The 1,056-nt window shown below is 55.0% G+C and carries 1 protein-coding gene; it reads left to right on the forward strand.

All coding sequences use genetic code 11. The features are described 5' to 3' along the window. Window positions 1–331: 331 nt before the first annotated feature. The coding region (locus AC0B9F_RS38550; protein WP_472010521.1) for a DUF4365 domain-containing protein at window positions 332–1,056 on the forward strand (725 nt) is incomplete at its 3' end.

Here is a 1,056-nt window from a genome sequence, read left to right on the forward strand (position 1 = left end):
CCAGAAACCGATACTGCGAAACCACCTCCACCCGTGCGCCGCCAATACATCTCCGGAACCATCACCGCGAGAGGTCCCGTCAATTAGCGTTCCATCCGCGGCAGTGTGCGAAATCGTCAACGTCACTTCGAATCTCCGACCTAACAGTGGGGCAGGTAGTCAGTCCGCCCGTCAGCAATTGGACACCTCCAAACCTACCCTCGATATCCGACAAAAACATGCATTCACCTGCGTGTATGTCCCCGCCGCACCCGGTGCCGGGGACATACACGCAGGTTGTGATTGTCTATAGACAGGAACCATCAGGGAACGCGGCAGATGAGGCGAAACAATGATAAAAGCCAGTAGTACCGTCCAAACCGGAAACATTGGGGAATTAGCCATCGGCTACCAGTTCACGAAATTGAATTGGCACGTAGCCCCCAACCCTGCCGGCGAAGTCGGTACAGATGTCTTTCTGCAGCCGCGGACGGCAACAGGCATTGATTCTGGTGCACTCATCGCTGGTCAGGTGAAGAACGGGGACACGTGGTTCGATTATCCGGAATTCGATGCGGACGGAAAACTTGTTGGATGGTGGTTCCGTGATACCAACAGTGAGCATTTGAAGTATTGGCTCGAATACTCTGTGCCGTTCATCCTGTTCCTGCATGAGGAGTCCACCGAAAAATCGTATTGGGTTCATGTGACACAGGATTCAGTTAAAAGTACCGGCAAAGGTGCCAAGATTCTGGTCCGCGTTGATTCAACTGTCGACAAACACCACATAGGAGACCTCCTGGAAATCGCGACCAAAGGCCGAATCCACTCACAATGGGAAGGGACTGCGTGGGGTAGTGCAGATGTGTTGTCGACTGATCGTTACCGCTATGCGATGTTGACGCCGCGCCTGGTGGCCCCCCACCCGAACTCGCCAGTGACGAAACTGGAACCCCACGAAGCCATCGCATTGTTGATCAAAATGCGGCTGAGGCACCTGACACCGCGCACGGCGGTTGACGCGCGGGCCAAAAGTACTAAGGATCCGGCACCGGACCTCGCGGAATGCCGAAGCTC

Source organism: Streptomyces sp. NPDC097129, assembly GCF_055668065.1.